The organism is Nocardia sp. BMG51109 (assembly GCF_000526215.1).
GTDB lineage: Bacteria > Actinomycetota > Actinomycetes > Mycobacteriales > Mycobacteriaceae > Nocardia.
On record NZ_JAFQ01000004.1, the window covers coordinates 7,651,991 to 7,678,626 of the forward strand.

23 protein-coding genes and 4 tRNA genes are annotated in these 26,636 nt (G+C 69.2%); 17 read left to right on the forward strand and 10 right to left on the reverse strand.

What is annotated here, in order from left to right; translation table 11 throughout:
• The first annotated feature begins 113 nt into the window (after nt 1–113).
• Both D892_RS44265 and D892_RS45900 read left to right on the forward strand, forming a co-directional pair.
• On the forward strand, nt 114–767 hold the full coding sequence (locus D892_RS44265; RefSeq protein ID WP_024805899.1) for an RNA polymerase sigma factor: 654 nt from the start codon (nt 114–116) through the stop codon (nt 765–767).
• Complete coding sequence (locus tag D892_RS45900) at nt 764–2,170, forward strand: pentapeptide repeat-containing protein (protein WP_084161358.1); 1,407 nt, start codon at nt 764–766, stop codon at nt 2,168–2,170. Before D892_RS44265 ends, D892_RS45900 begins: the two co-directional genes overlap by 4 nt.
• A gap of 21 nt (nt 2,171–2,191) precedes the next feature.
• Here the strand turns inward: D892_RS45900 and D892_RS45905 are convergent, their stop codons facing one another.
• A complete protein-coding gene (locus D892_RS45905) occupies nt 2,192–2,443 on the reverse strand; it encodes a hypothetical protein (RefSeq protein ID WP_232236246.1) in 252 nt (83 codons plus the stop codon).
• A gap of 3 nt (nt 2,444–2,446) precedes the next feature.
• Nucleotides 2,447–3,257 (reverse strand): IS5 family transposase gene (locus D892_RS45910; RefSeq protein ID WP_198037200.1). Its coding sequence is split into 2 segments (ribosomal slippage): nt 2,447–2,933 and nt 2,932–3,257, totalling 813 coding nucleotides; the frame shifts between segments, so codons are not numbered across the junction.
• Here D892_RS45910 and D892_RS48100 point away from each other — a divergent pair.
• Together D892_RS48100 and D892_RS0136005 are read left to right on the forward strand one after the other, a co-directional pair.
• A complete protein-coding gene (locus D892_RS48100; RefSeq protein WP_198037220.1) occupies nt 3,139–3,387 on the forward strand; it encodes a hypothetical protein in 249 nt (82 codons plus the stop codon). The two genes, D892_RS45910 and D892_RS48100, sit on opposite strands and share 119 nt — an antisense overlap.
• A gap of 238 nt (nt 3,388–3,625) precedes the next feature.
• Complete coding sequence (locus D892_RS0136005; protein ID WP_156959847.1) at nt 3,626–5,095, forward strand: hypothetical protein; 1,470 nt, start codon at nt 3,626–3,628, stop codon at nt 5,093–5,095.
• Nucleotides 5,096–5,292: 197 nt separating this feature from the next.
• Here the strand turns inward: D892_RS0136005 and D892_RS0136010 are convergent.
• Nucleotides 5,293–5,364: transfer RNA gene (locus D892_RS0136010), tRNA-Val, on the reverse strand.
• A 346-nt stretch (nt 5,365–5,710) separates the two neighbouring features.
• On the opposite strand from D892_RS0136010, the gene D892_RS0136015 reads away from it, so the two are divergent.
• From D892_RS0136015 to D892_RS0136025, 3 genes are all read left to right on the forward strand, one after another.
• A tRNA-Gly gene (locus tag D892_RS0136015) sits at nt 5,711–5,783 on the forward strand.
• 24 nt (nt 5,784–5,807) lie between these two features.
• A tRNA-Cys gene (locus tag D892_RS0136020) sits at nt 5,808–5,878 on the forward strand.
• A gap of 31 nt (nt 5,879–5,909) precedes the next feature.
• Nucleotides 5,910–5,984, forward strand: a tRNA-Val gene (locus D892_RS0136025).
• Nucleotides 5,985–6,217: 233 nt separating this feature from the next.
• On the opposite strand, the gene D892_RS0136030 is transcribed toward D892_RS0136025, so the two are convergent.
• Entirely contained in the window at nt 6,218–6,985 is a 768-nt protein-coding gene (locus D892_RS0136030) for a helix-turn-helix transcriptional regulator (protein WP_156959848.1), read from the reverse strand.
• 143 nt (nt 6,986–7,128) lie between these two features.
• On the opposite strand from D892_RS0136030, the gene D892_RS44270 reads away from it, so the two are divergent.
• From D892_RS44270 to D892_RS42980, 3 genes are all read left to right on the forward strand, one after another.
• Nucleotides 7,129–7,494 carry a hypothetical protein gene (locus tag D892_RS44270; protein WP_156959849.1) on the forward strand — a complete coding sequence of 122 codons (366 nt, stop codon included), beginning with the start codon at nt 7,129–7,131 and terminating at the stop codon, nt 7,492–7,494.
• Nucleotides 7,495–7,631: 137 nt separating this feature from the next.
• Entirely contained in the window at nt 7,632–9,014 is a 1,383-nt protein-coding gene (locus D892_RS0136040) for an MFS transporter (RefSeq protein ID WP_036567726.1), read from the forward strand.
• Between the two features lie 188 nt (nt 9,015–9,202).
• Nucleotides 9,203–10,390: a hypothetical protein gene (locus tag D892_RS42980; RefSeq protein ID WP_051500039.1), complete on the forward strand. Its 1,188-nt coding sequence runs from the start codon at nt 9,203–9,205 to the stop codon at nt 10,388–10,390.
• A gap of 42 nt (nt 10,391–10,432) precedes the next feature.
• Here D892_RS42980 and D892_RS42985 read toward each other — a convergent pair whose 3' ends face one another.
• The 3 genes from D892_RS42985 to D892_RS0136055 form a co-directional block, all read right to left on the reverse strand.
• Nucleotides 10,433–10,678 (reverse strand): hypothetical protein, encoded by a 246-nt coding sequence (locus tag D892_RS42985; protein ID WP_156959850.1) that lies wholly within the window; start codon nt 10,676–10,678, stop codon nt 10,433–10,435.
• A gap of 137 nt (nt 10,679–10,815) precedes the next feature.
• Nucleotides 10,816–11,262, reverse strand: a complete 447-nt coding sequence (locus tag D892_RS0136050) for a VOC family protein (protein ID WP_024805906.1) — start codon at nt 11,260–11,262, stop codon at nt 10,816–10,818.
• 25 nt (nt 11,263–11,287) lie between these two features.
• Nucleotides 11,288–12,520: an FAD-dependent monooxygenase gene (locus D892_RS0136055; RefSeq protein ID WP_024805907.1), complete on the reverse strand. Its 1,233-nt coding sequence runs from the start codon at nt 12,518–12,520 to the stop codon at nt 11,288–11,290.
• Between the two features lie 169 nt (nt 12,521–12,689).
• On the opposite strand from D892_RS0136055, the gene D892_RS0136060 reads away from it, so the two are divergent.
• The 3 genes from D892_RS0136060 to D892_RS49885 all read left to right on the forward strand — a co-directional run bounded on the left by D892_RS0136060 (nt 12,690) and on the right by D892_RS49885 (nt 19,263).
• A complete protein-coding gene (locus D892_RS0136060; protein ID WP_024805908.1) occupies nt 12,690–13,610 on the forward strand; it encodes a GntR family transcriptional regulator in 921 nt (306 codons plus the stop codon).
• A 173-nt stretch (nt 13,611–13,783) separates the two neighbouring features.
• Nucleotides 13,784–14,293 carry a hypothetical protein gene (locus D892_RS0136065; protein WP_063629990.1) on the forward strand — a complete coding sequence of 170 codons (510 nt, stop codon included), beginning with the start codon at nt 13,784–13,786 and terminating at the stop codon, nt 14,291–14,293.
• Nucleotides 14,293–19,263, forward strand: coding sequence for a cation-translocating P-type ATPase (locus tag D892_RS49885; protein ID WP_024805910.1), 4,971 nt, complete (start codon nt 14,293–14,295; stop codon nt 19,261–19,263). The genes D892_RS0136065 and D892_RS49885 overlap by 1 nt, the downstream gene beginning before the upstream one ends.
• On the opposite strand, the gene D892_RS0136075 is transcribed toward D892_RS49885, so the two are convergent.
• On the reverse strand, nt 19,250–20,194 hold the full coding sequence (locus D892_RS0136075) for a hypothetical protein (RefSeq protein WP_232236247.1): 945 nt from the start codon (nt 20,192–20,194) through the stop codon (nt 19,250–19,252). The two genes, D892_RS49885 and D892_RS0136075, sit on opposite strands and share 14 nt — an antisense overlap.
• A 277-nt stretch (nt 20,195–20,471) precedes the next feature.
• Between D892_RS0136075 and D892_RS0136080 the strand changes: the two genes are divergently transcribed.
• Both D892_RS0136080 and D892_RS0136085 read left to right on the forward strand, forming a co-directional pair.
• Nucleotides 20,472–21,695, forward strand: a complete 1,224-nt coding sequence (locus tag D892_RS0136080) for an MFS transporter (RefSeq protein WP_024805912.1) — start codon at nt 20,472–20,474, stop codon at nt 21,693–21,695.
• On the forward strand, nt 21,692–22,231 hold the full coding sequence (locus D892_RS0136085) for a GNAT family N-acetyltransferase (protein ID WP_369801790.1): 540 nt from the start codon (nt 21,692–21,694) through the stop codon (nt 22,229–22,231). Before D892_RS0136080 ends, D892_RS0136085 begins: the two co-directional genes overlap by 4 nt.
• Before the next feature lie 7 nt (nt 22,232–22,238).
• Here the strand turns inward: D892_RS0136085 and D892_RS0136090 are convergent, their stop codons facing one another.
• Together D892_RS0136090 and zapE are read right to left on the reverse strand one after the other, a co-directional pair.
• A complete protein-coding gene (locus tag D892_RS0136090) occupies nt 22,239–23,045 on the reverse strand; it encodes a tyrosine-protein phosphatase (protein WP_024805914.1) in 807 nt (268 codons plus the stop codon).
• 18 nt (nt 23,046–23,063) lie between these two features.
• A complete protein-coding gene (gene zapE / locus D892_RS0136095; RefSeq protein ID WP_024805915.1) occupies nt 23,064–24,152 on the reverse strand; it encodes a cell division protein ZapE in 1,089 nt (362 codons plus the stop codon).
• Nucleotides 24,153–24,187: 35 nt separating this feature from the next.
• Between zapE and D892_RS0136100 the strand changes: the two genes are divergently transcribed.
• Entirely contained in the window at nt 24,188–24,961 is a 774-nt protein-coding gene (locus D892_RS0136100; RefSeq protein WP_024805916.1) for a pyrimidine reductase family protein, read from the forward strand.
• A 32-nt stretch (nt 24,962–24,993) separates the two neighbouring features.
• A complete protein-coding gene (locus D892_RS0136105) occupies nt 24,994–26,574 on the forward strand; it encodes an alpha/beta fold hydrolase (RefSeq protein WP_024805917.1) in 1,581 nt (526 codons plus the stop codon).
• Nucleotides 26,575–26,636: the final 62 nt, after the last annotated feature.

Here is a 26,636-nt window from a genome sequence, read left to right on the forward strand (position 1 = left end):
CGCATGGATCGGCGCGGCAACACCGTCTTCGCCGAACTCGTCGAAATTCCTCCGTTTCCGAGTGGCCGCCCGTGCGTGCCCTTCCAACGACCAGCGCGGGAGATGCCCGCCATATGAAGGTCACGCGCCGCCCACGGCAACCACGTTTCAAGCGATCGGTATCCTCTCTGACTCTCCTGGAAGACCTGTACAGAAGGCATCGCGAAGTCCTGAAGACGCGGATACTGGCGGCAACGCTGGGAGACAGCTCCCTCACCGACGACGTCGTTCATGACACGTTCGAGCGCCTGTTCGATCACTATGGAACCGAGAAGATTGCGCAACTGAATGATGCTCGAACAGCACAACTGCTGAAGACGATCGCGCATAACTGCCTGGTCGACGCATGGCGCAAGGACGCTAAGCTCGCGTTCTGGCAGACCTACGCCGATACAGCGATTCCTTTGGGCGGAATCCCGGCATCCGATACCGAGCATATCGACCGGCTGGTCAACGAGGAGCTCGCGCTTCGCCTCAGCGAAATAGCTGAGAAACACCTCACACCCGGCGAGTGGCGGGTGGGATACATGAGTTGGTTTATGGGCAAGTCGGACCCTGATATAGCCCAGGAGTTGGGCACAACGGTCAGAACCGTGCAAACGCATCGAAGTTCGGCCTGTAAAAAGCTCAGAAGCGTATTGAAAAAGGACGGATACGGGATCACTTTCCTGGACACCGACACCGGTCAGAGTTCGCCTACCACCGGGATTGGAGAGGTGACAGTATGACTGATCGACAGGGCGGAACAGACTCGATCCGAGAGATCAGCATCCACGATGCACTCGACATACTCGGCGCATACTACACGCGGCGCCACCAGGGTGAGGACGCCGACGCCGGGTGGGCCCGGCTACAGGCGACGATAAAGGCCAAGGCGGAGACATCCCGAGAAGAATCCACTCCGCCGAAAAAAGAGAGCCGGATTCGGAATTGGATCAACAAGGCTCTTGATCATGCCGACCGACTTCTGTGGAAGTATGCCATGAAGACTTTCATAGTCTTCATCATCATCGGCCCGGTCGCAACGATTGTTGTCACAATAATCGACTCGACCACGATGATTGTTCTGACTAGATATTGGCCGGTACTCAGCACTGTGGCGGGCGCCGTGACCCTCGGGACGCGATGGCTTATCGGCTTGGCCAAGGATGATGAGCTACAGCGAGCTTTGGATTCGGCGTATGAAGGACATCGAAAAAAAGTGGAATCCCAGCTCCAGGAAGCCGAGTGCGACGAAGCGGCTTGCAAGACTGCGGCCCGATCGGACAAACCCTCTCCGGAACCTTCACAGTTGGTGACATCGCCCCCCGTGCCGCGATCCCAGCCGCATCGCTTGCGTGTGCGTAGAGACAGCTCCGGTGCAGCCGATCTGGCCAGCATGGACTTGCGAGGTGTCGAACTACTCGGCGTGAATCTCATCGGCGCGAGAATGGCCGGGGCCAACATGGAGGGCAGTAGACTTCGTGGCGCCAATCTCTATGGTGCTGATCTTTCTGCGGCCAACATATTCAGCGCCGATCTATCGCGTGCGGAATTGGCAAACGTCAACCTGCACCAGGCAAACCTATCCTTTGCGCTACTCGCGGGCGCGCGTCTGGCGTGCGCGAACTTGTCTGGAGCGCACGTCACCGGAGCCAACCTGTCCAGCGTAATAGCATCTAGAACAGACTTTTCGAGCGCGGACCTTTCAGGCGCGATACTAGCCGGAACCGATCTCTCCGAAGCCGACCTGTCCGATGCGATTCTCACCGGAGCCTATATGTCCGGTGCGCATTTGCATGGAGTAAACCTTGAGAATGCAAACCTGTCATGGGCAAGCCTCCGAAAAGCATACATATATCGGGCGAATCTGTCTCACGCAAATTTGAACGGAGCGAATCTGCTCGGAGCAGTCCTGAAGTATTCGATTTTGATCGAAGCCAACCTTATAGATACGAAGATTTCGGATATTTCGAATATGGAAGAAGTCACATGGTCCGAAGGAACAAAATGGGGTTCACACAGAGAAGAGGTGCTCAGAATGTCGGTGCCAATCGGCCGAGGACGTTACAAATTGAACCCGCGAGACGGTGCCGCATGCTCCGACGACCCCCTTCACCCCAAGCCCGTAAAACCTCTCATCCTCCGATGAGGTCTACACGCCCCTCGGGCCTCACTCTTTCTCGGCCGTAGCCGCACCGGCCCGAGGGACGGGCAGCACCGCAGTCGCGCCGACCTGCTCCAGCGGATTCGGGTCCGGCGTGAGGTCGGGATGCGCCTCGACCTGACCACGCAACTTGTCTTCGATCGCGTCGTACTCGGCGTCCACGACCAGCGGCGAGCCTCGATAGGAGGCATCACGCAACGCCACAACACGGTCCGCGAGCTCCCGGATACGTTGCCAGCGGACACCGGATAAGACCATGTCTCACATGGTCTGTCTTGCCTTCGCGAGTTTCTTGAAGCAGGTGAGTGCTGCTGCGAGTGTCAGGAAGCCCAGATAGTGAATTCCCTTGCGGTCGTAGCGGATGTTGAGCCGGTGGTAGCCGGTGAGCCACGAGACGCTTCGTTCGATCACCCATCGATGACGGCCGAGCCGCTCGGTGGACTCGATTCCCTTGCGGGCGATACGGACTGCCATTCCGCGGCGGTGCACCCACAGGCGTAGCTCGGGCCGGTCGCAGGCTTTGTCCGCGTGCAGCTTGCCGGGCCGGCGCCGTCGCGGGCCGCGCCGCGACCGCACCGCCGGTATCGCCTCGACGAGTGGTTCGAGCGCGTGTGAGTCGTGGACGTCGGCGGCCGAAACCGCCACCGCCAGAGGAACTCCGGCCCGATCGGACAGGATGTGCCGTTTCGGGCCGGGCTTGCCGCGGTCGGTCGGATTCGGACCGGTCGGATCGCCCCTTTTTCGCCCGCACGCTCGCCGCGTCGATCACCGCCCTCGACCAATCGATCAATCCGTCACCGCCCAGCTCGTCGAGCACTGCACGGTGCAGCCGCCGCCAGACCCCGGCTTCGGTCCATACGGTGAACCGGCGATGCGCCGTCGGCACGCTCACACCGAACGATGACGGCAGCATCCGCCACGCACAACCGCTGGTCAGCACGTACACCACCGCCGTGAACACCACCCGCTGGTCCACCGCAGCGATACCACCACCCTGCGGACGCGGGCGGAACTCCGGCAGCAGCGGCTCTGCCAGCTCCCACAACTCGTCCGGCACCAGCCGCTGCGACAACGCATACGCCCGGTTGAAGCGGTTGCTGGCCGATGCCGAGCTGGGGAAGGACTCGTTCACCGCCGAGATACTCAAACGCCAAATGTTCGGCCGCGCGAAGCCGACCTATTCCGCAAACGAATCCTGTTGAGCAAGTTACCAATCCGCTCAACAGGATGTGCGCCAGATCCAGCGTTCACGCACTGTCGACACTTGGGAGCCTCTCCGCTACACTGGGCAGCACTCGCCACGAGGTTGTCGGACGAACCGCAGCCATCAGCGAGGCCAACGACAACGATTGCCCGCCAAGGGGATAGCCGCATGCATGCGCAGCTATCCGTCCGTGGTCAGCGGCGGTCGAACGCTGCCCAGAAATGAGTAACGACTCTATGAGTAAGAACCCTTACCACCTGTTTTTGGTACACAACACCCAGACCAAGCACCGAGTTTTCGCGGTGCACAACTCCGGTCATACGCAGCTGAAAGCTGTTGCGACATTTGATAATCAGCCCACAGCGGCGTGTGTAGCCGACGCACTCAACGAGATGTTGCGTGGCAACGAGAAGGCCTCAGGCTTCCTCGAGGTCGCGCTCACGGGCGTACCGAGCCCAGTGAAAGCCGAGATTTCCCGAGTTGTCGATTCAATCACGAATGCGAGCTATGGTTTATACGAGGTCGAACCGTGGACGAAGGCGCTCGGACGCTACCAAACGGCCGCCATGGGTTCATTCGCACTGACCGATCCGACAGACGACGATTATCCGTCATCGCTCACACCCCGAACCATGGCATTGCTCCACACCAAGGCTTGCATCATGTCCGACGAGGCATACATGGCGGCGGCGGGCGAACACGGATTCGGTCTCGAATCGTACAAGGAGCACTATCTTCCCGAATCCCTTGGCGGACAAGGGCGTAACTTCATCACCGAACTCGGCCGCTGCTTCGATCACTTGCGACTGGAGATTGAACAAGGTGAGCAGCCCGACCCCACCTGCATCGGCGAGGAAATCGCCCTGTGGCTGATGATCGAGGAAGCCGAACTGGACGCAGACGAGCATCGACAAGGCTTCGACACCGGCTACCCACTCGGCGATAACGGGTTCGACGATCTACCTGCCGGCGAAAACGACTACGACTACGACACATTGTCCGAGATCCTGTTCCAGGATCACGACTTCCGGGCAATCCTCGATGCTGACGAACCATATGCAGACGGCGCGCTCGACCACATCTTCGTACCGTTCCTGCATCATGGCCCGCGAGACCCGGAAGTCTACCCACACAGGCAACCGGACAAGAAGGCCAACCCGAGCGGCGTGCCCACCTGGAAGGACAGCAGCGGCCCCTCACTTCTCACCATACGAAAGCACTTCGGCGAAGGCACACCGCTACCCGAAGAGACCACCATTTTCCTGAGCAAGTTTCCGCGGGGCGGTGGTGAAACCTGGGCAGAAGGGCTCGCGCGCCATTTCCGTGCCGCAGACGAGCTTCGACTCGGTATCGACGCGTTCGCCAATCGCGGTTCGGATGGCGAACTCGAGTGGGTACTCAATCTTGAAACCGAGCCGTCCGTCTACAAGGAGATTACCATCACCGACGATGCTTCTACCGACACGGAAGGGACACGGCTGCAGGAGTTCTCGTTCGAGGAGTTGACCCGAGCCACAGAATGGGCGGCTAACGAAGCGATCGATGGACGTGAAACCCGGATGTGGCTGGGAATCAAGGAAGTTCCATCGACCGAAAAAGACGGGGAAGAGATCGACACCGAGAACGAACTGATGGTGATCGCGCTCAGCACCAACAACGAGTTGCCGCAGTATGATCCGGATGTGGACGACGAGAACGACGAGTAAACATACCCAAAGGGCCTCGCCCGATCCGCTCAATTGAGGCCCTTGCACTCGTGGTAGATATGAACCTTCCGGAAGCACAGGATCGCGTCCTCAAACCCGACATCAGCAAACACCGACGGCGACCCTAGGGGCATTGGACTCACATAGCAAAACAGTCAGTCCACCACAATTCTGTGATGAAGAACCGGCCGTTCCAGTGGTCCCAGCTGGTTTCGAACCAGCGACCTCTCGCGTGTGAGGCGAGCGCTCTCCCACTGAGCTATGGGACCAGGGAGCTTGTCCGGCTCGGCTCGTGTGGCCGTTCCGGACGAGACGAAACCTTAACACGCATCACCCGCGTCACACCAAATCGCGCCCCCACCTGGGTTTTCGCATGAGCCGGCGGGTACAGCGGGGCAGGCGGTCCCAGGTCAGTCGTCGGTGCGTCGACACAGTCCCGGCTCCGAGGGCGCGGCCGCACCGCGGTGCCGAGCAGATCGGCGCCTCCAGCAGCTGAACCACACGGCTGTAATTCCAAATCACCTGCGTCTACCAGCGGATTTGTTGGCAGCGCAGATGGTGGGCTAATGTTCTCTCTTGCAGCCGGAAGCACCAGAGAGCCTCCGGAAGCGAAATGCGGATGTAGCGCAGCTGGTAGCGCATCACCTTGCCAAGGTGAGGGTCGCGGGTTCGAATCCCGTCATCCGCTCGAAAGGCCAACCCGGCCTTGGTTGGCGGTGTGGCCGAGTGGTGAGGCAACGGCCTGCAAAGCCGTGCACACGGGTTCGATTCCCGTCGCCGCCTCTGAGAGGATGTCTCTGAGAGGCAAGGACTCGCGCGATTAGCTCAGCGGGAGAGCGCTTCCCTGACACGGAAGAGGTCACTGGTTCAATCCCAGTATCGCGCACCAACATTGCTGCAGGTCAGGCCCGGTGAGAACCGGGCCTTTCTTGTGTCGTGCCAGACGCGTGCCGGATCGATGGCCGATCTCATCGCGCGACTCGCCTCAATCGGCACGTGGACCACGGACTTCTCCGACGAGCTGGCCGACCGTCGTCACATTCCACAGCGCGCTGCGTATCTCACGACGCACTGCGGAATACCCTTGCGATAGAAGGGTTCTGTCACATCTCGGCACAGCGATCAGGCGACTGCTTCCACGCCCAGCACGCGGTCGAGCACCTGGGCGCCGGAGGCCGTGACTCGTAGGGTTCGGCGGGAACCCGCACGTTCCAGCCAGCCGGCGGATTCCATGCGGGTGAGTACGGCTGCGCCGAGGGCGCCGCTGAGGTGGTGGCGTTGTTCGCTCCAGTCGACGCAGAAGCGCAGGAGGGGGCGGCGGGTGGTGCGGACGCGGGACAGGTCTACGCCGAGTTCCGTGAAGAGGGGGTCGGCGTTCGGGCCGAGTTCGTAGGGGTGTCCGGGTAGGGGTGCGGAGAGCGGATCGTGTTCCGCGCGTTCGGTTCCCGCGACGCCGTCGACGCGGACGAGGGCCTCCCGGTCGAGCAGCGCTTCGGTGACGGCGACGCCGAGACGGCCCGCGAGATGGTCGTAGCAGCTGCGGGCGCGGCGGAGGGCGGCGGCGCGGGTGGATTCGCGCAGCGAACGGACCGGGCGGGTCGGGGCCAGTACGGCCAGGGCCTCGATGGCGGTGGCCACCTTGCCGTTCGCCAGCCGGTAGTAGCGATGGCGACCGGACCGCTCGACGGTCAGCAGGCCGCCGTCGACCAGTCGAGACAGATGCTCGCTCGCGGTGGACGCCGCAACCCCGGATTCCGACGCCAGCACCGAGGCCGGCAGGGCCCGGCCGTCGGCGAGGGTGGTGACGATTCGCGCCCTGGTCGCGTCGGCCAGCAGGGCACCGACCGCGGCGATGTCGCCATAGCCGTACAGGGGCCGTTCGTCCGTCATGACCCCAGTCTGCCGCCCCGACATTTCGGCGCACACCGAACAGTGCTCGGCTCGGTGAATAGGTCGCATCCTGTCCCCGGGCACGGGCTTACCGGAGGTGCAGGGGCCGCAGCGAGGCCATCAATGTGCAGAAAGTGCAGGTCATGGCCGGTGAATCCCGGGGGCGGGAGATCGGTCCGGTAGACGAGGCGTGGGTGACGGTGGATGCGTGCACGTTGCCCACCGACCAGCAACCGCTGCGGGTGGCGGAGTTCGACGCACTGTTCGGTGCCGCGTTGCGCCACGTGGACCGCGTCTCCCCCACCCGGCTGCGCCCGGATCTCGACGACGGCGCCGAAGCCCGGGCGCGAGACCTCGCGACGCGGGAATCGGGCTGTTGCTCGTTCTTCACCTTCGGAATCTCCTCGGCGGGAAACATCTCGTGCTCACCCCGTGGCACCGGACGCGCTGGCGGCGCGCACAACGGCGTGCAGGCCGGAAATGTGACAGGGCGCGGACCAGGTAATTGACGCGGGCCGTGCGGCGAGGGCCGCCGAGCGGGCGGTCGGGAGACACCCGGCACCGGCCTCGATGGAGTCCGTGGGGACGGGCGGCGTGCGGTCATACTTCGGCGCACCCCGAACGACTATCGGATGACACTGCGGGCATGAGCGATTCGACTCTCGCCACGGACGGTCCGGTCGTTCGGCGCGGACGCGTGCTGGCCGTGCTGTGCACGGGAATGTTCCTGGTCCTGCTGGACGTGACCATCGTGAATGTCGCCCTGCCCGGCATCGCGCGCGGACTGCATGCGCCCGTGGCGACGCTGCAGTGGGTGGTGGACGGGTACGTCGTCGCGCTGGCGGGGCTGCTGCTGGCCGGCGGCTCCCTCGGTGATCGGATCGGTCATCGGCGCGTCCTGATCGCCGGTTTCGCGCTGTTCGGGTCGGCGTCACTGATGTGTGCGCTGGCGCCGACGCCCGGCGTGCTGATCGGGGCGCGGGTGGTGCAGGGGGTCGGCGGGGCGCTGTTGCTGCCCGGCACGATGGCGGTCATCGTCGATGTCCATCCGGAGCGCGGCGAACAGGCGAAGGCGCTCGGTATCTGGGCGGCTGCCTCCTCGCTGGCGCTGCCCGCCGGACCGTTGCTGGGCGGTGTGCTCGTCGATGCGATGGGCTGGCGGCCGGTGTTCTGGATCAACGTGCCGCTGACGGTCCTGGTGATCGCCGCGACGCTGCGGGTGGTGCCCGGGCGGCCCAGTACCCGCGGCGAACGGCTCGACGTGCCCGGTCTACTCGGATTCGTCCTCGCATTGGGCGGTCTGGTCTTCACGGTCATCTCCGCCGGGCATCACTCGGGCCCGATCACCGTGGTCGCGGCGGCGGTGACGGTACTCGCGGCGGTCGGCGCACTGCTCGGTGCCGCGCGCAGCCCCAACCCGATCTTGCCCCTGGATCTGCTGCGCCGCAGGGAGTTTCTGAGCCCGAACGCCGTGGGACTGACCATGAATCTGATCTTCAACGGGCTGCTGTTCGTGGGCACCCTCTATCTCCAGGAGGTGCGGCACTATTCGCCGATCGCCGCCGGAGTGGCCGTGCTGCCGATGGCGATTCCGCTGGTTGTGCTCGCACCGGTGTCGGGGCGGATCACCGCGGCTCGCGGCCCGAGAACGGCGATCGGTCTCGGCTGCGTCGTCTCCGCCGCGGGGTGCCTGGTGTTGACGACGCTGGAGACCGGAGGCGGCACGCAGCGGCTGCTCGCCGGATTTCTCCTGATCGGCTGCGGCGGTGGGCTGATCACCGCCTCCGTGGTGGCGGCGGTCGTGCGCGCCACTCCCCCGGAGCGGTCCGGACTGGCGACCGGGACGTCCAATACCGCTCGGCAGATCGGGACCGCCTGCGGTGTCGCGATATTCGGCGCCGTCGCCGGGTCGCCCGCGGACGGAGGGTTCATCGACGGGATCCATCTGCTGGCGGCCGCCGCGGCGGTGGCATGGGCCGGCGCGCTGGCGCTGACCCGCTTCGGCATAGCGCACGATTCCCCTCGTTGACCTCGCATTGTCCACCGTCCGGCCAACGAGACGGCGCTCGATCCGACCACATCGGTACGGGGCCGGTCGTGTCCCGGCCGGCTGCCGGGCCGGGCGTCGGGATCGGCGACACGGACCCGCATTACCGCGCGCAGACCGGTTGCGGGGATACGCTTTTCGAACGAAGTAGCGAAAGACGGGCGGAAGTGGTGACGACGAGCCGGATCGAGGACGTGCAGGCCGGCCTGCTCGACGACGTGCGCGACGCCGTCTCGTTCGGGTTCGAGGAGGCCGACGAGGCGCTCGCCGCGATGGTCGCCGTGCAGATCGAGGAACGCCCGCGCGGCGGTGCGCTGATCACGCAGCGGCTGGGGCTGGACGGCGAGCGCCCCGAGACCCTGACGCTGATCGGCCTGCGGTACGGGCTGTCGCGGGATCGGGTGCGGCAGTTGTACACCCGCGCCGTGGGCCAGATGGTCCGCCGAGTGCAGTCCACCGGCTACCCCGACACCGCGATCTTCGCGGAGCGCTATCCCGTCGGCCGGCAGGACGAGCGCCTCGTGCGCACGCTGCTGGCCGAGATCTACGCCACCGACAGCGATATCGCCGCGCAGGACCTCGCCTATCTGCGCCTGCGACTGGCCGGCCACGCACTACTGGATGCGAAACGCATGGCGGGCTTCGTATTTCAGCGCATCGCCGGATGGCAGCAGCGGGGGCGCTGGCATCTGCCCACCCCCAGGCACACCGAACCCGTTGCCGGACAACTCGTTCCCCTGCTGCGCCGCGCCGACTGGCCGAGCGGTGCGCCCGATCCGCTGCCCGGCTCCCCCGCCGCCACGCCCGACGCGCACGACGATGCCCGCGGATTCGTATTCGCCGAGAAGCTGGACCGCGAAACGACATTCGATACGGCGCTGGAGGCCCGGCTGCTGCGCATGCTCGACGAGAGCGAACAGGTGGTCACCTTCACCGAGCGTCCCGGTGGCATCGACTACCGGCTCGACGATGCCGAGCGCGCGCACCACCCGACCGTCGCCGCCCGGCTCACCGACGGCCGCACCCTCGCGATCGATGTCGTCCCGCTCGCCAGGCTCGCCGTCCACGGCAACCGGGTCAAGCTCGACGCCGCCCGCACCTGGGCGCACGACCGCGGCTGGGGCTGGCTGGTCTACACCGGCAGCCGCCTCGGCGAACCCGACCTGCGCCGCCACTCCGTCGAGCCCCGCGGCGAGAACATCCTGCGCAATCGCCTCGCCACCGGCCCGCTGGCCTGGCCCGAATTCCGCCGGATCGTCGACGAAACCGGCTTGGACATGGTGGATTTCACCGCTCTGGTGCTGCGCCACGGCTGGCGATGGGAACGCGGCCCGTTCCAGCTGGCCGCCGGTACATAACCACCGCAGCCGCAACCACGCCCGACCCGTACGGGCCACCCGTCACCGGCTGCTGCCGGGAACGGGGCCGCCCCGGTGGCCGTCGACGCGCCGGGCCGGCATTCTCAGCAGGATCGCCTCCAGCGCAAGAGTCAGCGTTCCGGTCACGACGCCGACCGGCGAGGCAGGCATCATGAACGCGGTATGACCGATCAGGAGGCCGCCCGCCGGCCAGATCCGGTGCCGGTCGTTCCAGTCCGCGGCGGCACGCCGGCGCATCAGCGTCCACCCGGATCCGGATGCCGGCACGGCCGCCACCGCGAACGGGATCGACAGCGCGGCACCGGACCCGAACAGTGAACCGGTACCCAGCCGCCCCGTTCACCCGACGGGTGAGAGCGCTGTCCGCACCCCGTCCGGCGGAGCCCTCGTTCCATCCGGTCTCGTCATCGGGCACGCGCGTCGACCAGCCCTTGGATATCGATCTTCGTCATGGCGTGCAGCGCGGTCAGGACTCGTTCGGCCGCGTCCGGTCCGGCGCCGTCGAGCAGTTCGCCGACGGCCTTCGGCACGACCTGCCAGGTCACCCCGAAACGATCGGTCAGCGACCCGCCGGGGCCCTCCTGCCCATCGGCGGTGAGGCCCGTCCACACGGCATCCACCTCGTCCTGGGTGTCACATTCGACATACAGCGAGATTCCTGCGCCGAATCCGAACTGCGGGCCTCCGTCGTACGCGATGCAGCGCTGTCCGGCCAATTCGAAGGTGACGGTGGCACGACCGTCGGCACCGCGGCGGATTTCGAGGATCTCGGAACCCGCTATGACCCTCGTATAGAGTTCGGCAGCTTCCTCGGCTCGGCCGTCGAACCACAGAAATGTGTTCACCTGCATACTTGTTCTCCTGGCTTTTCCGGTCTCAGCGGAGGGTCGCCGAGGCGGCGTAATCCTCGAGTTCGACAGTGTTGGCCACCTTCTCCATACCGCGCACGACCAGGCTTTTCGGCAGATAGGGCAGCATCCGGACGGATCGGTTGCGCAGCCAGAGCTGCGCCCGGGAATTCGGCGTCAGACCGCCGTTCCCGGCATGGCGCGCGAATTCCTGGGCCCGGTCGGCGAATTCGCGCATCTTCTGCTCATAGGCGATGTAGGCGCGGTGATGGTCGCCGCCGGCCCGCATGAGTTCTCCGGCGAGGATGTATCCCCCGACCAGCGCCAGACTGGTCCCGATACCCGACATCGGCGAGGCACAGTAGCCCGCGTCGCCGAGCAGTACGCACCGGCCGCGCGACCACGACTCCATCCGGACCTGACCGACCCTGTCGAAGTAGAAGTCGGGCGCGTCCCCGATCGCGGACAGCATCCGCGGGATCTCCCACGTATCGCCTTCGAACGCGCGGATCACGATCCGTTTCTGCGCCTCGATGTCCCGCCGGTCGTATCGCAGCGGCGCCGAGCGCACGAAGAAGCCCGCCAGCACCGCTCCCGGCGTGGGTTGCGGGGCCAGGCCGGCGGTGCGGCCCGGGCGCCCCGCGCCGCCGGGCATCGTGTACATCAGCTGCCACCCCTCGAGATCCAGTGCCGTGGTGGTGGTGAACAGCGAGACGTAACAGCCCAGATCGCGGAGGTAACGCTCCCGCGGGCCGAATACCAGCCGGCGGACGGTGGAGTGCACACCATCCGCGCCGATCAGCAGATCGAACCGCCGAGCCCCGCCCGCCTCGAACTCGACACGGACGCCGTCGTCGTCCTGTTCGACGGCGGTGATCGAATCGCCGAACACGTACTCGACGTCGTCACTGGTCGTGTCGTGGAGGATCCGAGCCAGATCCGTGCGAAGGATCGCCAACTCGGCGACGGGGCCGCCCGAATCTCCGTAGACGTCGGTCCCCATCGTCGCCACCCGCTTACCGCGCCGGTCGACGAACGCCATACCGCGGGCTCCCGTATGCGCCTGGCGAACCCGGGGCAGGATGCCGGTCCGCTCGGCCACCAGCCGGGCGGTACCGCGGATGTCGACTGCGTGACCACCGCTGCGCGGCCCGGGCGCGCGCTCCACCACCGTCGGCTCGAAACCGAACCGGTGCAGCCAATGCGCCAGCGTCGGTCCGGCAATCCCGGCACCGGAAATGAGGATGCGCCGGTTCTTCATGAGTTCTCCCTGCCATACCGTCAACTTCGTGCGTACGTCGTATATACCGTTGTCAGTCAACGTAACTAAATTCGCTGTCTGAAGCCATATTTCGAGGAACAAAGTGACCTAGTTCGGTCGAAATTGAACTAGTACACTCAAGAGTCGGCCAACCGATCGGAGAACCCCCGTGCCATCGCCGCAGCACCCGGATCCGCCGTACCGGACGATCGCCGCAGAGATCCGCACCCGGATCGAGACAGGCGATCTCCGCCCCGGCGACCGGCTCCCGTCCATCCGGCAGATCGCGCACCGATGGGGGGTCGCGATCGCGACCGCGACCAAGGTGACCGCCGTACTCCGTCAGGAGGGACTGGTCGAACCGAAGGTCGGAGCCGGCACGGTGGTCGCAACCCGGCGCACCGTCACGTCGCGACAAGCGAGCCCCGACCGAATGTCCCACCAGGAGCATCTGATTCGCCGCGCGATCAGGATCGCCGACACCGAGGGACTCGACGCGGTGTCGATGCGACGGCTCGCGGCCGATCTCGGCGTCGGTCCGATGTCGCTGTACCGACACATCACCGACAAGAGCGAGCTGCTGGTGCAGATGGCCGACACGGCTTTCGGCGAACTCGGGCTCCCCGAGCCGGAACCGGGCGAGTGGCGCGCCAACCTCGAACTCATCGCCCGCCTGCACTGGAAACTGTGCCGACGGCACCTCTGGCTCCCCCGGGCCGTCTCGTTCACCCGCCCACTGCTCGTGCCCACCATGATGGCGCACACCGAATGGGTACTGCGTGCACTCGACGGGCTCGGCCTCCCCGTGAAAACCTGCTACCACGAAGCACTCACCCTGCATGCCCTGGTCCTCACCAGCGCTCTGGCCGTGGCCGACGAGGCCGAAGCGGAACAGAACACGGGGATGACGCTCGACCGGTGGAATGCGGGTCAGCAACCGCGCGCACGCGAAATCCTCCGCAGCGGCCGATTCCCGCTACTCGCCGCCGTTACCCAAGACACCGCGCCGGACCTGGACGGCCTGTTCGACTACGGCCTCGCACGCCACCTCGACGGCTTCGCGGCTCTGTTCACCGATCGCCCCTCCTGATCCGACCGCCCGGCACCTCCCTCCGGCGGCGCCGAACAACCGGACAGGACATCCCCGCCGAGACCGGACCGAGCCGCATCCGGGCGTGATGTTTCCCCCGCGCGCCTGCGGGCAAGACGAGCACATCGTCACTTGGACCGACAACCGGACTGTGTCATGAATCGGGATTCGACATGAGTATTGCAACGGGCGCATGGAACATAGCGAGAACCACGGGCTCGACGGCCGTGCACGCGGCGGAGGCGGTGGGCGGGGCCGCCGTCGGCGCGGTCACCGGAGCCGCCCGCGGCACGATCGCGGGGGCGGTGTCCGGGGCCCGCGGGCGGGTCGACGTGCCGACGGCAACCGTGCTCGGCGTCGCGGCGGCGGGACTGACCGGGCTGGTCGAATGGCCCGTCGCACTGGCGGTCGGCGGAATCGCGGGGAGCGCGTACCTGCTGCGCCGGTCGCTGTCCTCGGATGTGCGGACGACGGCGGAAGGAGCATCCGAACCGCCCGCGCAGGCGAACCGGGGTCCGCGTCCCGCGCGCGCCGAGCGAGCCACGTCCGGGGCCGACGCGCCGAAGAGCGCATCCGAGCCCGGCACGAAGACGGGCGCCTCCCGAACCGGCGCGCGGAAGGGCACACGGACCGAGTCCGCGAGCCGGAGTCGACGGGCCGAGTCGGCCCCCGGCTCGAAGTGATGGTGTCGCTGCGTCGGATAGCGTCGGTGCCGGCCCGGGTGCCGCTGACCCTCACGGGGACCGCGATAGGTCTGGTGCGGCGGCCTGCGGGGGCTGCCGCGCGGCTGGTGAGCCCCGATCTCGAGGCGGTCGCGACGGAGCTGACCGACGGCATCGGCCGCGACCTGGGTGCCCTGTTCGATCCCCGCCGGCTGCGGCAGCAGCGGCGGGTTACCGTGCACGCCAATCGCATTCACGCCGAGGTGCGGGGGCTGCGCTCCGGCCGCGAGGTCGGCGACCGCCTGCGCCGGCAGCTGGTCCGTACACCGGGCGTGGAGTGGGTTCGGATCAACGCCCCTACCGGCCGAGTCACCGTCGCCGCCGATTCCCGGCTGACACCCGCCGGATTGGAGGCCGTTCTCGAGCGCGTCGAAGCGCAGGCGGGCACCGCCGACCATGCCTGGAGCCGGACCCTGGAACATCCCTCCGACCGGGAACCCGTGCTGACCTCGGCGCTGCAGTTGGCCGGCGATGTGGTGGGCCTGGGCGCGGCGCTCAGCGGGCGGGTCCTGCCGTTGCCCACGCCCGTGCACGCGTTCCGGTCGGCGGTCGCGCTGGTGGACGGGCAGCCGCGGCTGCGCGGGGCGCTCGAAGCACAGCTGGGCCGCCATCGCACCGAGGCCGTGCTCACCACCGCCAATGCCGTCGGCCAAGCCCTGGACGCGGAGGCGGCGAGCCTGTTCGCCGATGCCGCGCAGCGCGCGACACGTCTGGTGGAGGCCGCGGCCCGCTACGCCCGGTGGCGGAGCTGGGAGCAGCTCATCGCCGACCCGAACCACCCGGACGTGCCCGAATACGATGCGCCGCAGGCACGCCCGGCCGCCCGCCCGCGCGGACCGGTCGAACGCTGCGCCGACGAGACCGGCACCGGATCGGCCCTGGCGGCCGCCGCGACCCTGGCGGGTGGTCGCGGCCTCGCCGACGCCACCGACGCCGTGGTGTCGGGCGTGCCGAAGGCCGCCCGCGCCGGGCGCGAGACCTTCGCCGCCACCCTGGCCACCAGCCTGTCCGCCCGCGGCGTCCTGACCCTCGACCCGCGCATGTGGCGCCGCCTGGACCGCGCCTCGGCCCTCGTGGTCGACCATCGAGTGCTGCGCGGCGACCGGCGGGTGGTGCTGGCCGCCGAGTCCACCACCGACGGCTGGCCGACCGAGCACGTATGGAGCGCCGCGCAGCGCCTGCTGTGGCGCGACGAGTCCGAACTGCCCATCCCGCCGCCGAGCGGCCGTCGGCGCCACGATCTCGAGCTGACGGCCGACCCCGAACCCGCCACGCGCGGGAACACACCGGCCATCCCCCGGAATACACCCCCTACCGAAACGCCTGCCGGACAACCTGGTTCGGCACCTGTGCCCGACGACTGCGGTGCGCCGGCGAACGACAACACGGGTGCACCGGCGAACGACAACACGACCGAATCCGAGTCCTCCGATCCGAACACCAACCGCCGCACGGACAACACCATAGCGGCGACCTCGGACGCCTGGGACCCGACCACGAACCGCGCGGACGACACAGCGGCGACAACCCCGGACTCCCCGAACACGAACGCCCACAACACATCGGCCGCCCTGGACGCCGGGAACCCGGCCACACACCGCCAGGCGGCCGGCCCGAGTCCGACAACCGCAGGCTCCACGAACCCGCACGCGGACGATCCGGCAACAGCACCGAAACCCTCCGACCACGAACGCGATTCGACACCCGAGGACAACACGGCCGACGCCGCCGACCCCGCCGAACCACGCCGGTATGTGCTTCGGGAGAACGGCCGCCCGGTGGGCCGGGTGCTGATCGGGCGCGAATCGCATCCGGACGCGATCGGACTGCTCACCGCCGCCCGCCGGGCCGGCCTGCGGGTGGTGCTGGTCGGGGGTGCGGACACCGACGAATTGCGGCGCAGCGCCGACGAATTCGTGCCGGCGGGCGGATCCGACACCCGGCTCGTGCGTCGGCTGCAGCGGCAGGGGCACGTGGTCGCGGTGGTGAGCGGGCGTGCCCACCGGGCGCTCGGCGCCGCCGATCTGGGTATCGGGGTCGTCACCGAGCGGGCCGACGGGACACCGTCGATCCCCTGGCAGAGCGATGTGGTGAGCCCGGACCTGGACAATGTTCTGCGCATCATCGCCGCCGTGGGCCCGGCCCGCCGGGTGAGCGAGCGCGGCCGGGTGCTGACGCTGTCGGCGGCCACCCTCAGCGGCCTGCTGCTGGCTTCCGGGCCCGCCGCGACCCGGCCGGCCCGCGCCACCAGCCCGCTCGCGGCCGCCACGATATTCGGGGTGCTGACGGGCGTGCACAGCGGGCGCCGGGCGGCCGGCGCACCGGCACCGGCACGGATCGCGCTGGTGCCGTGGCACGCCCTGGAACCCGACGAGGTGCTGGCCCGGCTCCCGCAGCCGGAGCGGCCACCGCCATCGCCGCCGCGGTCCCGGCTCCCGGCGACGGCCGCCCGGATCGGGCGGCAATTCGCCGCGCCCGCCGCAACATTCGCCGATGTCGCCCGGCAGATGCGCCGCGAACTGTCGGACCCGATGACCCCGCTGCTGGCGGTGGGCGCGGTCGCGTCCGCGCTGCTGGGTTCCCCCACCGACGCCGTACTGGTCGGATCCGTACTCGGGCTGAACGCCGCCGTATCGGCGCTGCAGAGCCGCCGCGCGCGCATCTCCCTGCACCGGATGCTGCTGGGCGAACGCCTGCAGGCCCGCCGGATCACCGAAGACGGCGAAATCCGCACCCCCGCCGACGATCTGCTCCCGGGCGACATCATCGCGCTCGGCGGCGGCGAGGTGGTACCGGCCGACGCCCGGCTGCTGGAGGTCGACGGCCTGGAACTCGATGAGTCGGGCCTCACCGGCGAATCGGTCCCCGTCGAGAAGCGCACCGCCGCGACTCCCGGTGCGCCACTGGACGATCGGTCCTGCATGGCCTACGAGGGCGGCGTGGTCGTCAGCGGCACGGCCCGCGCGGTCGTGGTCGCGGTGGCCGACGGCACCGAGACCGGCCGCGCGCTCGCCGCGGCCGGGCCGCCGCCGTCCGGCGGCGTCCAGGCCCACCTGCGCACCCTGACCGAGCGCGTACTGCCGTTCACCCTCGGCGGCGGAACCGCCGTCACCGCAACGAGTTTCCTGCGCGGGCTGCCGCTGCGCCCGGCGCTGGCCGACGGCCTGGCGGTGGCGGTCGCCGCGGTCCCGGAGGGGTTACCGCTGGTGGCGACCGTCGCACAGCTCGCCGCCACGCGCCGCCTGTCGCGGCGCGGCGTCCTCGTCCGCACCGGCCGGACCATCGAGGCGCTGGGCCGAGTGGACACGGTGTGCTTCGACAAGACCGGAACCCTCACCGAGGGACGGCTGAGCGTGGTGACCCTCGCCGACCTCGACGAGCGCTGGGACGCCGGGGAATTCGCCGAGTCGGCCCAGTCGCGGCGACTGCTGCGCGCGGCCGCCCGCGCCTGCCCGTCCCCGAACGGCCACCCGCCTGTGCACGCCACCGACCGCGCCGTGGTCGAGGCCGCCGATACCAGCCTCGGCGCCCGGGCCGCGAAGGTCTGGGATCCGATCGAGGAGGTGCCGTTCGAGAGTTTTCGCGGATACGCCGCCACCGTCGGCCACACCGCCCACCACATCCGGCTCGCGGCCAAGGGCGCTCCGGAGGTGCTGCTGCCCCGCTGCGACCAGGTGCTGCGCGCCGACGGCGAAGGCGGCCACCGGGTTTCGGCCTTCACCGCGGACGCCCGCGCCGATGCGGACGCCGCGATCCAGCGGCTCGCCGAACGCGGCCTGCGGGTGCTCGTGGTGGCGCGCCGGGATTTCGCGGACGCCCCCGACCACGTCGACGGCGAGGTGGAACATCTCACCCTGCTCGGCTTCGCCGGCATCGCCGACCACCCGCGCCCCCAGACCCCCATGCTGGTGCGGGAGCTGGCCGGTAACGAGATCGGGATCCGGATGATCACCGGGGATCACCCCGTGACCGCCCGCGCGGTCGCCGAACAGCTCGGCATTCCGGCCGGCACCGTCGCCACCGGCGCCGACCTGGATGCCCTCGACGAGGACGGCAGCGCCGACCTGATCGAGCGGGCCACCGTCTTCGCCCGCGTCTCACCGGAACACAAGGTGCGCATCGTCTCGGCGCTGCAGCGGCGCCGGCACGCGGTGGCGATGGTCGGCGACGGCAGTAACGACGCCGCAGCCATCCGCACCGCCGACGTCGGGATCGGGCTGGCCGCGCGCGGGTCGGTGGCCGCGCGCGAGGCCGCCGACCTGATCCTCACCCGGTCGGCGAACGGCGCCGATCCGGCCGTGCTGCTGCACGCGCTGGCGGAGGGCCGCGACATGTGGCAGCGGGTGCGCGACGCGATCGGCGTGCTGGTCGGCGGCAACGCCGGCGAGGTCACCTTCACCGTGCTGGGCACGCTGCTGTCCGGGCAGGCGCCGATCGGCACCCGGCAGTTCCTGGTGGTCAACCTGCTCACCGATCTCGGGCCGGCGATGGCGGTCGCGCTGTCGCGGACCGGCGCGACCACCACCGATTCCGGCGCGCCCGCCCTGAGCGCCCCGGCCGATCTGGGCGGTGCGTTCCTGCGCGCGGTCGCGGTGCGCGGCGCGAGCACCGCCGCCGGTGCGGCCGGGGCATGGCTGCTCGGCCGGGCCACCGGGCGTCCCCGGCGCGCCGAGACGATGGCGCTGGCCGCGCTGATCGGCACCCAGCTCGGCCAGACCCTGATGGTCGGGGCCCGCAGCCCGCTGGTGTGGGCGACGGTCGGCGGCAGCGGGGCCCTGCTGGCTGCGATCATCATGACGCCGGGCGTGAACAGCTTCTTCGGCTGTGTGCCGCTCGGCCCGGTGGCCTGGGCGATCGTGTTCGGCAGCGCGGCCCTCGGGACGGGCGGGGCCGTCCTGGCGGGCCGCGCCGGGCCGATCAGCGGATCATGAAGCCGGCCACGATGAACGTGACGATCACCAGCATCGCGAAGCAGGTGATCAGCTGCCAGTGCAGCAGCGCCTCCCGCTGTTTGGCGATGGTGACCCGCAGCGTGGCGTCCACCCGGTTGTGATCGACCAGCCGGCGGCGGGCGGCGTCGAGTTCGTCGGCCGTCACCTCGGCGCGTTCGAGCCGGTGCAGCAGCTTGTGGACCTGCTTGGCCTTGTCGCGGGTCGCCTTGCGGGCCAGCGCCAGCGCGGTGCGCTGGTTCACCAGTTCCTGGCGCTGCTGCGCGATCAGGTGCGCCTGTGCCCGCGTGTGCTGCTCCCAGTCGGTCACTCTCGCCCATCCTCCTGTGGCTTCGTCGCGGTGTCCCCAGGCCATTTCCCCGGCCGCCCAGCATTCGATGAATTCCCGGACCGCCCAGGGTCTCTCCCGCGGTACCACCAGCCCGGACGGTCCGGCCTCGACCAGGCCCCCGACCACCCGGTAGTCACACACCTGCGGCGCGAAGTCGTCGACGCCCAGCGCCGGCAGCCGGCCGACCCAGTGGCCGGGCGGGCACAGCCACAGCACCTCGTCGCAGCCGACCGCGCGCAGCCGCGCCGTGCGCTCCTGTGCCTGCGCCAGCGAGACCGGCGCGCTGCGCACCTCGATCGCGCACAGCCGGTTGCCGCGCCGCCACAACACCGACGGTGTCTGCGCGCCCAGCGGCTTGTCCACCTCGGCGTCGGCGACGCCCGAGGCCAGCAGCCGCCCGCGCAGCCAATATTTCAGCCGCTGCACATCCCAGTGACAGTTCCCGCACTCGCTCTCGCGGCACTGCTCGCCGGCCTCGTGCCCGCGTGGATTGGGCTCCACCTCGGGGAAATTCACCGATTCCGGAGAAGACAGCACCGCCGCATGCCCGCGCTCGATCTGACCCAGTGCCTTCGTGTCCACCGCGACCACTTCCCCTGCCACTACACCCAGCGGGCCACAGCCGACCCGCTACTTCCAGATTGCCGCAACTGTCAGGGCCCTACACACGTTGATGCCCGTTTTCGTTACCCAACCGGGAGCCCAGCGTGATCATCGCGCCGCCGCGAGCGCCGTTACGTGCGAATTCGATACGGATCGAGCAAAATTCGCGAACACGTCGATGGCACTTTCCAGCCATCCGGATCGCCCGTCGCGCGGCGGGAGCGCGACCGCTCCCCGGCCGTTAAGCTTTCGGCCGATGACCGCCGACGGATACACCCCTGTATCGGCTCCGCGCGCCGCGCGAGTGGCCAATTCGGTCGCCTTCGGACTGCAGGGGTTCTTCCTCGCCGTCATCCTCACCGGGCTGCCGCAGCAGCGCGATCGGTTCGGGCTCGGCGACATCGCGATCCTGCTGGCGACGGTCCTGATCTCGCTGCTCGCGGCGGTGGGCAGCGTGACGGCCGAGCAACTGGCGGTGCGCTGGTCCAGCCGGACGGCACTACGCGCGGGGCTGGGCCTGATCGCGGTCGCCGGTGCGGGCATCGCGCTGGCACCCGATATCGCGGTGCTGTTCGTCGCCCTGGGCGGGTACGGAGTGGCGGTCGGCGTGGTCGACGCCGCGACGAATATGCAGGCGGTATTCATCCAGCACGGCTACGGCAAGATCGTGCTGTCGTCGTTCTACGCGGCCTGGAGCGCGGGCTCGATCCTCGGTGCGCTGTTCGTGTCGGCGTGCGCGGGCGCCGATGTGCCGCTACCGGTCACCCTGCTGACCGCCGCGGCGATCGTGCTGGCCGGCGGGCTGGGCTTCGGGCCATGGCTGCTCGGCACCCGGCAGGCCGAGGCCGAACCCGAGGAGGCGGCCGCGGCCGGAACCGTCGCGCTGCGGGCGTATCTGGCGATCGGGGTGGCCATGGCGCTGGTCTTCGCCGTCGATCTGGCGGTGGGCAACTGGTCGGCCCTGTATCTGCGCGACGATCTCGAATCCTCCACCGCGACGGCGGCGCTGGCGCTGGCCGCGTACCAGGGCGCGTCCCTGACCGGACGGCTGACCGGCGACCTGTGGGTGCGCCGGTTCGGGCCCCGGGCGGTGGTGCGGGCCGCGGCGGCAATCGGCGCGATCGGATTCGCGCTGGTCGCGACGGCGCCCGGGCCCGCGGCGGCGATCGCCGGATTCCTCGTCGCCGGTATCGGACTGCCCGTGATCGCGCCCCTGTGCTTCAGCGAGGCCGGGCAGCTCACCGGCGGACGCGGGCTGGATGCGCTGATCGCCCGGCTGAACCTGTTCAACTACGTCGGCACGCTGGTCGGCGGCGGCGTGGTGGGCGTGCTGGCCGACACCACCAGCCGCCGGATCGGCTATCTGCTGCCGCTGCTGTTCGCGGTCGCACTGTTCGCCTCGGCCCGCTTCTTCCACGCCCGGCCAACGTCCGGCACACCGCCCGCATCGCGATCCGGCCGTGCTGTACTGGGAGAATGAGCGAAATCCCAGTCACCGTCGATCGGGCCGGACGGTGGGACGCCGAGGCCCTCGGCGACGTTGCGGCAGCGACCTTTCCGCTGGCCTGCCCACCCGGGCTGACGGCCGCGGACATCGATACCTTCATCGCCCGGATACTGTCCGGCGAACGCTTCGGCGACTACCTCGCCGACCCCGCCCGCACCGTCCTCAAGGCGGTGGCCGGCGGGGATATCGTCGGCTACGCGATGCTGGTGGCGGGCGAGCCCACCGATCCGGAACTCGCCACCGCGATGGGCCGCGGCCCGCTGCTGGAGATCAGCAAGCTGTACGTGCTGCCCGGCCACCACGGCGCCGGAGTGTCGGCGGCGCTGATGAGCGCCGCGGTCGACAGTGCCCGCAGCGGCGGCTACGGCGGCGTCTGGCTGGGCGTCAACCAGGACAACGGCCGCGCCCGGCGCTTCTACGTCAAGCACGGCTTCCGCACCGTCGGCACCAAGACCACCGCCGTCGGCACGCAGGTCTGCCACGACTACGTCATGGGCCGGGAACTCTGACCGCCCGTCAGGACAGCAACTTCGCCCGCAGCGCCGCGATATCCGCGTCGGTCAGCCGCAGGCCGTCGCGCAGATAGCCGTCGAAGCCGCCGTAGCTGCGGTCCACCTGGTCGAAGGCGGCATCCAGGGCCGGCTGCACGACGCCGTTGAGCGGATCGTTCGGCCCGGCGCCGCGGTAGTGGTTGGACAGCAGGAAGTCGTAGTTCACCGTCTCGCGATCCACGCCGAGCGCCGTCAGCAGCACCGCCGACAGCCAGCCCGTCCGGTCCTTGCCCGCGGTGCAGTGATAGAGCACCGCACCGTCGGTATCGATGATGTCGTGCAGGATCGAGGCGAACCCGGCGTTCGCGCCGGGCTCGGTGACCAGGGCGCGGTACAGATCGGTGCCCGCGATCAGGGTCGAGGCCATCACCTGCGGCGGCGCCTGGCCGATCACGTCGTCGATCCGCGGCGTCGCGCCGGCGGGCACCCGGTCGGGGGCGAACGCCCGCTCGTAGCCGGTGCGCAGATCGGCGACGACGGCCACGCCGCGGCCGGTCAGGGCGGCCAGGTCGGCATCGGTGGCCTTGCTCAGTTCGCCGCTGCGGAACACCGTGCCCGTGCGCACCGTCCGGCCGTCGGCCGCCCGGTAACCGCCGATGTCCCGCGCGTTCTGCACGCCCTGCAGCGACAGCGAGCGGTCCTGGGTGTTCACGACGACCGACGCGGTGGCGGCCGGCGGATCGGTGGCCAGGGCCGTGCCGACGGCCGGGCCGAGGGCGACGACACCGGCGGCGGCCAGCGCGGCGGCCCCGCGAATCACACGTCGGGCCATGATAATTCCTCTTCTCGATCAGGCGGGTACTTCGAATCGCGACAACGCGAGCAGGCGCGAGATGGCGCGCAGGTACTTCTTACGGTAGCCGCCGCCGAGCATCTCCTCGGAGAAGATCCGGTCCAGCGGCACGCCCGACACGGTGACCGGGATGCCCGCGTCGTAGAGCCGGTCGGTCAGCACCACCATGCGCAGCGCCACCGCCTGGTCGGTGATGGTGTGCACGCCCGACAGGAACACCGACGACACACCGGACAGCAGCGCCCGGTACCGCGACGGATGCAGGGTGCTCAGATGCGCCAGCAGCGCATCGAAGTCGTCGAGGGTGGAATCCGGTGCGGCGGCGGCCTTCTCGGCCAGCCGCTCCGGCGTCGTCGGATCCGGGGCGGGCGGCAGGTCGCGGTGGCGGTAGTCCGGTCCGTCGACGCGCACCGTCTCGAACAGCGAACCCAGCTTGCGGATCTCACGCAGGAAGTCCTGCGCGGCGAACCGGCCCTCGCCGAGCTGGTCGGGCAGCGTATTGGAGGTGGCGGCCACCGACACCCCGCGCGCGGTCAGCTCGGTCAGCAGCCGCGACACCAGCATGGTGTCGCCGGGATCGTCGAGTTCGAATTCGTCGATACACAGCACGCTGTTGCCCGACAGCCGCTCCACGGCATTCGTGAAACCGAGCGCGCCGACCAGGTTCGTCACCTCGCCGAAGGTGCCGAAGGACGCAGGAGCGGAGCTTGCGGAGCGACCGGAAGACGCAGGAGCAGAGCTGGCGGAGCGACCGGAAGACGCAGGAGCGGACCTGGCGGCCGCCCAGTAGATCGAGGCCAGCAGGTGCGTCTTACCGACGCCGAAACCACCGTCCAGGTACAGGCCCGCACCCATGACTTGCTTCTTCTTACCGAACAGGCCCTTCTTGTCCGCCGCGGCCCGGATCTTGGTGACCTGCCCCGCGAACTGCTCCGCCTTCCGGACGGCCTCCGCCTGGCTGGGCTCCCGGGGGTCCGGGATGTAGGAGGCGAAGCTCACCTCGTCGAATGTGGGCGGCGGCACCATCTGGGCGATGAGCTGATCGGCCGGGACCTCCGGATCACGATCGACGAGGCGTTGTTGCACTCCCGTAGCCTACTGACGTGGTGTGATCGGTACTTATGCAGCGTGCTCCCAATGCGATCCAGTTCACAACGCTGGGCACCGACGAGCTGGTACGGCTGTACGCCTATCCGGCCCGCCTCGAATCCCCCTGGATCCGAGTCAACTTCGTGGCCAGCATCGACGGCGCCGTCACCGTCGAGGGCCGGTCGGGCGCCCTCGGCGGCGCCGCGGACCATACCGTCTTCACCATCCTGCGCGATCTCGCCGACGTCATCGTCGTCGGGGCCGGCACCGCCCGGGCCGAGAACTACGGCGGCGCCCGCACCGACGTCCGGCGCCGGATCCGGTTGCATCAGCACGGCCTCGGCGGCGCCCGGGACGGATCCCCGCCGCCGGTGGCGGTCGTCAGCGCCGGCGCCGCACTCGATCCCGCGGGCCGGCTGTTCACCGACACCACCCGCCCGCCGCTCGTCATCACCACCGCCGCCGCGGCCGCCGACCGCAAGCGGCTGCTCGCCGACGCCGGCGCCGAGGTGGTCGAGGCGGGCGACACCACCGTCACCGCGGCCGATCTGCGCGCGGCGCTGGCCGACCGCGGGCTGCTGCGGGTGCTGTGCGAGGGCGGGCCGTCGCTGTTCGGCGAACTCGTCTCCGCCGGCGGCGCCGACGAGCTGTGCCTGACCCTGTCACCGCTGCTCGTCGGCGGTACGGCGGGTCGAATCGCAGTGTCGCCCAACGCGTTGCCCACCCCGATGGCACTGCGCACCCTGTTGGTCGACGACGACGGCACACTGCTCACGCGGTGGGAGCGCGCCGGAACCCGAGGCTGAAACGGCGCACCGGACCTGGCAGGCTGTAGCGCATGCGCTGGTGCCGCCATTGGACACGGGTCGCCCTGCTGGCGACGTCATCACTGACGGTTCTCGTCGCCACCGCCTGTGGCGCGGGGCCCTCGGAGCGGCCCGGCGTGGCGGTGGAAAGGCCGCACCAGGCCGACGGCCAGGCGCCGGCTCCGTCGGCCGCGCCTCCCGCTCCGCCCGCGCTGCAACAGCCCAAGACCGACCTCAACTGGCACGAGTGCGCGGCACCGACGTTCAACCTGCTGGGCCTCGGCGCCCCGCCGGCCGGGCTGATCTTCGAGTGCGCCGAATACTCCACCCCCATCGACGCCGGCGGCGGCATCCTCGGCACCTTCCGCAACGGCGCCGTGCGCGCCCGGCTGCCGCAGACCCCGGCCGATGCCGCCCCGCTCGTGCTGACCTCCGGCAGCGACCGCTCCTCCACCGCCACCCTCGCGGGCCTGACCGTCGGGCCGGCCTCCGCGGTACTCGCCGCGCATCCGATCGTCGGGGTGGACCGCCGCGGCACGGGCAGTTCCCAGCCGATCGACTGCATGACCCCCGACACCCGCCGCGCGCTGGCCGACAACGGCCAATTCGCCCCGGGCGGCGGCAATCCCGTGGACACGATGGCCAAGCTGAGCGAGGACGCCACCATCGCCTGCCAGGACTTCCTACAGCCCTATCAGGGCACCTTCGACACCGCGCACGCCGCCGACGACATCGAGCAGCTGCGCAAGCAGTGGCAGGTGGACACGATCGGCCTGATCGGCACCGGCAACGGCGGCCGGGTGGCGCTGAGCTACGCCGCCAAGTACGGCGACCATCTCTCCCGCCTGGTCCTCGATTCGCCGGAGGCCGTGAACGCCGACGCGATCGGCCGCGCCGAGCAGCGGGTCAAGGGCGCCGAGGCGGCGCTGACCGGATTCTCGCAGCGCTGCGCCGCGGTCGGCTGCGCGCTCGGGGCGAACCCGCGGGCCGCGATCACCGATCTGGTGAACCGCGCCGCCACCGGCGGGCTGGGCGAGATCTCCGCGAACACGCTGCTCACCACCATTTCCGGATTCCTCGGCGACCCGCGCGCCGATCAGAGCGGCCACGTCGCCGAACTCGCCGACGCCCTGGCCGCCGCAGGCCGCGGCGATCGCGGACCGCTCGGCAAGCTGGTGCTGAAGGAATCGGCCGCCGTCGCGGCGGACGGCCAGTTCGTGGCCCGCTGCAGCGACAACCAGCAGCCGGCCACGCCCGACCGGGCCAAGGAGCTGGAAAACACCTGGGGCGCACAGTATCCGGTATTCGGCAAGGCGGCCGCCACTCGCCTGCAGGCCTGCACCGCGTGGCCGGCGGCCGATGCGCCACAGGTGCCGAAAACATTCGGCACGCCCGTGCTGGTGCTGGGCACCGCCGCCGATCCGGCGGTGGGCGGCGACGGACGGCCCGCGGTAACCGGCGCCCTCGGCGCCGCCGGGGCGCGCACCGCCTCCGTCGAATGGCAGGGGTGGGGGCATCCGACGTTCACCCACACCGGCTGCGCCCAGCAATACATCGTGGACTACGCGAAGGACGCGAAACTGCCGCGAGACGGAAGCGCCTGTCCCGCCTGACACCTGCGGCAACACCTCGGCCATCATCGATGTGGCGACATCCGAGACGCGAAACGCGTGCC